Consider the following 6319-nt stretch of genomic DNA (forward strand, 5'->3'; position numbering starts at 1 on the left):
ATTATACACATTTTAAGAGCGAAACGCTCTGTTGACCCTTTCAGGGAATCAGCTAAAGAAAAAGGAGGCAATTTGCCTCCTTTATTGTGGGAAAATCTCTTTTAATGCATCATTCACACTTTCAACGCCAACGACTCGGATTCCTTCCGGATAATCCCAGCCACCAAGGTTCGAAGCTGGAATAATGGCCCGTTTGAACCCTAATTTCGCCGCTTCCTGAACCCGCTGTTCAATACGGGATACCCGCCGGATCTCCCCTGTTAAACCTACTTCACCAATTATACAATCATAGACATTCGGCGCGAGGTCACGGTAACTGGAAACGATGCTCGCAAGTACGGCCAAATCGATCGCCGGTTCGTCCAATTTCACGCCGCCCGCCACTTTGATATACGCATCTTGCGCCTGCAGCAACATGCCCATCCGCTTCTCAAGCACGGCCATCAAAAGCGATACCCGGTTTTGATCGATCCCTGTAGCCATCCGCTTCGGATAATTAAAGCTCGAAGGCGTAACCAATGCCTGGATTTCAACTAGAATCGGGCGAGTTCCTTCCATGGATGCTACGACTGTGGAGCCTGCTGCCCCGCTTGAACGCTCTTGAAGAAACAATTCGGAAGGGTTCAGCACTTCTTTCAAGCCGCTTTGCAGCATTTCGAAAATCGCAATTTCATTGGTCGATCCAAAACGGTTTTTGACACTGCGCAAAATCCGGTACGTATGATGGCGTTCGCCTTCAAAATACAACACGGTATCCACCATATGCTCCAAAATTCGCGGCCCTGCAATCTGCCCCTCTTTTGTTACGTGCCCTACTAGGAAAATCGCAATGTTCTTCGTCTTAGCAATCCGCATTAATTCAGCGGTGCTTTCTCGAACTTGCGTCACACTTCCGGGTGCTGACGTTACTTCCGGATGATGCACCGTTTGGATGGAATCGACAATCACAAAATCCGGCGCTACATCTTCTATCGTATGATGAATTAATTCCAAATTGGTTTCTGCATAGATATAAAGCTCCGAAGAGGCCGCATTCAACCGCTGCGCCCGCAACTTGGTTTGGCGAATCGATTCTTCACCGGAAATATACAAAACCCGGCTTCCGCTATTCGCAAGCATCGCAGATACCTGAAGCAGCAAAGTCGATTTCCCGATCCCCGGGTCCCCGCCGATTAATACAAGCGACCCTGGAACAATCCCGCCGCCGAGCACACGGTTTAATTCTTCAAGCTCCGTTTCGACGCGCGGCTCTTCTTTTGTTTCAATAGCGTTAATGGAAACCGCTTTTTGCGGAACGGCAGCCGAATGCTGAAATGCTCCTCGCGTCCCTTTAGGTGCAGCCACTTCCACTTCTTCTACCATTTGGTTCCATTCTCCGCAGCCTGGGCATTTCCCCATCCATTTAGCTGACTCATAACCGCACGACTGGCATACAAACTTCGTCTTTTTCTTAGCCATGGGTACCTCCTTTTCCAAATAAAAAACGCTCGCCGAAATTCGGCGAGCGGAAAATTCATCTTACTTTACTTCCGTAACCGCTTCTTTGGTGCGAACAACAAATTCGTCGTTCTCCACATCAAATACAATGCGTTGACCGGCAATAGCTGTGCCTTTTAACAGTTCTTCAGACAAACGGTCTTCTACATATTTTTGAAGTGCACGGCGAAGAGGTCGTGCCCCGTATTCAGGATCATACCCCTCTTTGGCTACTTTTTCAAGCGCAGCGTCTGTCAGTTCCAAATCAATGTTTTGTTCTTTCAAACGCTCTGTTAATTGCTTAGACATCAAAGTAACAATCTCACGAAGGTTCTCTTTCTCAAGAGAATGGAAGACGATCATATCGTCAATACGGTTCAAGAATTCAGGACGGAAGGCTTTCTTCAATTCTGCCAACATTTTGCCCTTCATGTCTTTATAATCCGTTTTCGCATCTTCTAAATTGAAACCAACGTATTTATTGTATTTCAATTCTTCTGCCCCGACGTTAGACGTCATGATGATGACGGTATTGCGGAAGTCGACTCGACGTCCTTTGGAATCCGTCAAACGTCCATCTTCAAGCACTTGCAACAGAATATTGAAGACATCCGGATGCGCTTTTTCAATTTCATCGAGAAGAACGACCGAATAAGGTTTTCTGCGGACTTTCTCCGTCAATTGGCCGCCTTCTTCATAACCGACATAGCCTGGAGGCGAACCGACAAGGCGTGAAGTCGAATGTCTTTCCATGTATTCGGACATATCGATGCGGATCATCGCGTCTTCATCACCGAACATTGATTCAGCGAGCGCACGCGCAAGCTCCGTTTTACCGACGCCAGTAGGCCCAAGGAAAATGAATGAACCGATTGGACGTTTCGGATCTTTCAATCCTGCACGTGCACGGCGGATCGCTTTAGATATCGACGTTACCGCCTCTTCTTGGCCAATCACACGATTGTGCAGAATTTCTTCCAAGTTCAATAATTTATCAGATTCTGTTTGAGCCAGTTTCGATACCGGAATGCCTGTCCACATGGACACGACAGTCGCAATATCTTCTACTGTCACTTCAGACTCTTCTTTGCCTTGCTTTTCTTTCCATTCTTTCTTCGTTTTATCTAATTGATCTTTTAACTTCTGTTCAGCATCACGAAGCGAAGCCGCTTTTTCAAACTCCTGGCTTTGTACCGCTTCATTTTTCTCAGAACGGGCTGCTTCAAGTTTCGCTTCCAGCTCTTTCAAATCTGGCGGAGTTGTATACGAACGAAGACGGACTTTAGAGCCTGCTTCATCAATTAAGTCAATCGCTTTGTCCGGCAAGAACCGGTCTGAAATATAACGGTCAGACATTTTAGCTGCTGCTTCAATGGCTGCATCCGTAATTTTTACTCGGTGATGCGCTTCGTAGCGGTCGCGAAGCCCTTTAATGATCTGGATTGATTCTTCAACAGTTGGCTCATCTACTTGAATTGGTTGGAAACGGCGTTCTAGCGCTGCATCTTTTTCGATGTATTTACGGTACTCATCTAAAGTCGTAGCACCGATACATTGCAATTCACCGCGTGATAAAGACGGTTTCAAGATATTTGATGCATCGATCGCACCTTCTGCACCGCCAGCGCCAATTAATGTATGAAGCTCATCAATGAACAGAATTACGTTGCCCGCTTGGCGAATTTCATCCATCACTTTTTTCAAACGGTCTTCAAATTCACCACGATATTTTGTACCTGCGACAACTGTACCCATATCCAAAACCATTACGCGTTTGTCGCGCAAAGTTTCCGGTACTTCATTATTGACGATCTGTTGCGCCAATCCTTCAGCAATAGCTGTTTTACCGACGCCAGGCTCCCCGATTAAGACCGGGTTGTTTTTCGTGCGACGGCTCAATACTTCAATCACACGTGTAATTTCTTTGCTTCGCCCAATTACCGGATCTAGGCTGCCTTCACGTGCGACTTGAGTCAAATCGCGTGCTAAGCCATCTAGTGTTGGCGTATTTGCAGAAGCATTTGGGCTGCTTCCTGTAGATGCTTGTTCATTGCTGCCTAAAAGCTGCAAGACTTGCTGGCGTGCCTTATTCAAGCTGACGCCGGCATTTCCTAGAACACGCGCTGCTACTCCTTCACCTTCACGGATCAATGCCAACAGCAAATGCTCCGTTCCAATGTAAGAATGGCCAAGTTTACGGGACTCATCAACTGAAAGCTCAATGACTTTTTTCGCTCTTGGGGTATAGTGAACAATCGGTCCAACATCTTTCTCACCGACGCCAACTAATTCTTTTACCCCTTCTTCGATCAATTGCGTATTTACTTCAATCGCTTCCAGCGCTTTTGCAGCAATGCCGCCGCCTTCGCGAATTAACCCTAATAGGATATGCTCAGTACCAATTGACTCGTGTTTCATGCGAATCGCTTCTTCTTGGGCTAATTGAAGAACTTTTTGTGCGCGTTGTGTAAATCGATTAAACATCATGCAAAATCCTCTCCTCTGTTGTTAGTAACATTTTCATTATTTAAACGGTCCCGAAACAGTTTTGCACGGGCGTAGTCTCTTTCCTTCGGCTGCAGCGGCTTATCAGAATAGCGCTGCAAAAATGCAGGCTGCATAAAGATCATCAACTCATTGAGTATCGACATATCCATGCCTTCAATCATTTTCAGATCAATTCCAAGACGCACATCCGAAAGGCAAGTGGCTGCTTCTTCGGTTGTCAGCATTCTTGCATGGGTCAGTGTACCAAGCGACCGGTAGATACGGTCTTCCAGAACCACTGGTGAGTTGCTTAAAATAGCCTCCCTAGCACGGCGCTCTTGCTGAATAATTTGGTCCGTCATGTTTTCAAGATCTTGCAAAATCTCGTATTCTGACTTTCCTAAAGTAACTTGGTTGGAGATTTGATAAACATTTCCTAGTGCTTCACTGCCTTCTCCGTAAATACCTCTTACCACCATTCCTAAACGTGATATCGCTGGAATAATGCGAGTAATTTGGTGTGACATGGTCAAAGCAGGCAGATGGAGCATAACAGAAGCACGCATCCCAGTTCCTGTATTCGTTGGGCAACTGGTCAGATATCCATACTTTTCATGAAATGCATAACATAAATGTTTTTCAAGTAAAGAATCCAACTCATTCGCCCGTTGATAAGCATCTTGTAAATGAAAACCCGATTGCAGGCTTTGAATGCGCAAATGATCTTCTTCATTTACCATAATACTGAGTTCCTCATTTTCCGATATCAATACCGAACCTGAATGGGTGCCTTTTGCTAAATAAGGGCTTATCAAATGTTTCTCCACTAAAACTTCTCTTTCCAATTGCGGGGTTTCTTGAATACTAATATGAGTAAAGGAATGTTTCAATTCTTTTCCCTTATCAAGCAATACTGCAGAGATTTCTTTATCTACTTTTAATGCTTCATCTTCTGTATACGCATATGGAAATTTAAAATTATTTAAATTTCGTGCTAAGCGAATTCGAGTACTCATCGCAATATCGACATTTTCACCATCATTGGACATCCAACTGCTGGCTCTTGGTTGAAGAAAACGCTCAATTGCCATCAGAAGCACCTCCCTCAAGCTGAACATTCAGAGCCTTTACTTGGTCTCTTAATCTGGCAGCCTCTTCAAAATTCTCCTGCTCAATTGAAAATTTCATTTGCTTGCGCAACTCTTCAATTTCTTTTTTAATTTTTAAGGTACTTCCGTAAGAAGCGGGTATTTTACCAGTATGCTCACTATTTCCGTTATGAAGTCTTTTAAAGATCTCATCCAGTTGAGACTCGAATACCTCATAGCAGTCAGCACAACCAAACTTGCCTAACTTTAAAAACTTGTTAAATGTAAATCCACAGGATGGGCAAACAGCGACTTCTTTTTTTATTGGACTGGGCGAAGTTTGCTGGTTTGGAAACCAATTAGTGAGCAATTGGTTTATGGCTAAAGGATCTTGCTCAAAAACAATATTGAAATTATGATTTCCTGCTGCACATACATGGCATAGCTGCCGTTCAGTCAATTGCCCGTTGATATTCTGTTTAACTATGACAGAAGCGGGACGCTCACCGCATTGATCGCAAATCATATTACCACTCCTTACAAGTTCGGCTGATGCTTTAAAGTAAATAACATAGCTATTAAAATTCTTGCCCTAATCTCATCGCGGACTGGCAAAGGCATAAGCAATGTTGATCGGTCAACTGCACTCAATATCAAGTTGGCTTCTCGCTTAGAGATAATCTCTTCGTCAAGCAACCGAAAAACAATATCTTCTGCCATACTTTGGGTAGCACCTTGCTTTAATCGTTCAATAATCTCAGCAATAAAATCTGCTTTTTGATGAAAACGAATCCGCTTAATTCGAATATATCCGCCGCCGCCTCTTTTACTTTCAACAATATACCCACGATCTACAGTAAAACGAGTATTTATAACATAATTAATTTGCGAAGGAACACATTGGAATTTTTGAGCAACTTCACTGCGCTTTATTTCAATATGTTCTCTATCGCTTAATTCGATAACTTCTTTTAAATAACCTTCAATTACATCAGAAATATTCCGCATCGTCATCACCTCTTCGATACTAATAGGCCAAAATTGACTTTGACTATATTTGACTTAATTATACACTATCCATTTTATGCATTTCAAATAGTATGATTGGCTGCAAAAATAATTAAAAAAGTCTCGAGAGCAATTCCCGAGACATCAAATAACCTTATTCTTGTTCAAGTATTTTTTTAACGAAGTCTTTTGCGTGGCTCGATGCTGATCTTGTTTCTTCTTCCCGATACTTAGTCGTCCATTTTACACCTTCTCGCCAT

The 6319-nt window shown here is 43.6% G+C and carries 6 protein-coding genes (1 of these 6 cut by a window edge); all 6 read right to left on the reverse strand.

Annotation, left to right across the window (positions count from 1 at the left end; translation table 11 throughout):
- Positions 1-81: 81 nt before the first annotated feature.
- Positions 82-1458, reverse strand: a complete 1377-nt coding sequence (gene radA, locus BN1080_RS16855; RefSeq protein WP_052654242.1) for a DNA repair protein RadA — start codon at positions 1456-1458, stop codon at positions 82-84.
- Positions 1459-1518: 60 nt separating this feature from the next.
- Positions 1519-3963: an ATP-dependent protease ATP-binding subunit ClpC gene (clpC, locus tag BN1080_RS16860; protein ID WP_052654245.1), complete on the reverse strand. Its 2445-nt coding sequence runs from the start codon at positions 3961-3963 to the stop codon at positions 1519-1521.
- A complete protein-coding gene (locus BN1080_RS16865; RefSeq protein WP_052654248.1) occupies positions 3960-5054 on the reverse strand; it encodes a protein-arginine kinase McsB in 1095 nt (364 codons plus the stop codon). The genes clpC and BN1080_RS16865 overlap by 4 nt, the downstream gene beginning before the upstream one ends.
- Positions 5044-5577, reverse strand: a complete 534-nt coding sequence (locus tag BN1080_RS16870; protein ID WP_052654251.1) for a UvrB/UvrC motif-containing protein — start codon at positions 5575-5577, stop codon at positions 5044-5046. The genes BN1080_RS16865 and BN1080_RS16870 overlap by 11 nt, the downstream gene beginning before the upstream one ends.
- 11 nt (positions 5578-5588) lie before the next feature.
- The gene (locus BN1080_RS16875; protein WP_052654253.1) at positions 5589-6059 is read right to left on the reverse strand and encodes a CtsR family transcriptional regulator; all 471 of its coding nucleotides are present in this window, start codon (positions 6057-6059) and stop codon (positions 5589-5591) included.
- Positions 6060-6213: 154 nt separating this feature from the next.
- Positions 6214-6319: the 3' portion of a hypothetical protein gene (locus BN1080_RS16880; protein ID WP_052654256.1), read on the reverse strand. Its footprint extends 140 nt past the window's final position; 106 of the gene's 246 nt are visible here — the last part of the coding sequence; its start codon lies off the right edge, out of view — the gene reads right to left on this strand; the stop codon is at positions 6214-6216.

Source organism: Planococcus massiliensis (genome assembly GCF_000821325.1).
In the GTDB taxonomy this organism is placed as follows: domain Bacteria; phylum Bacillota; class Bacilli; order Bacillales_A; family Planococcaceae; genus Planococcus; species Planococcus ruber.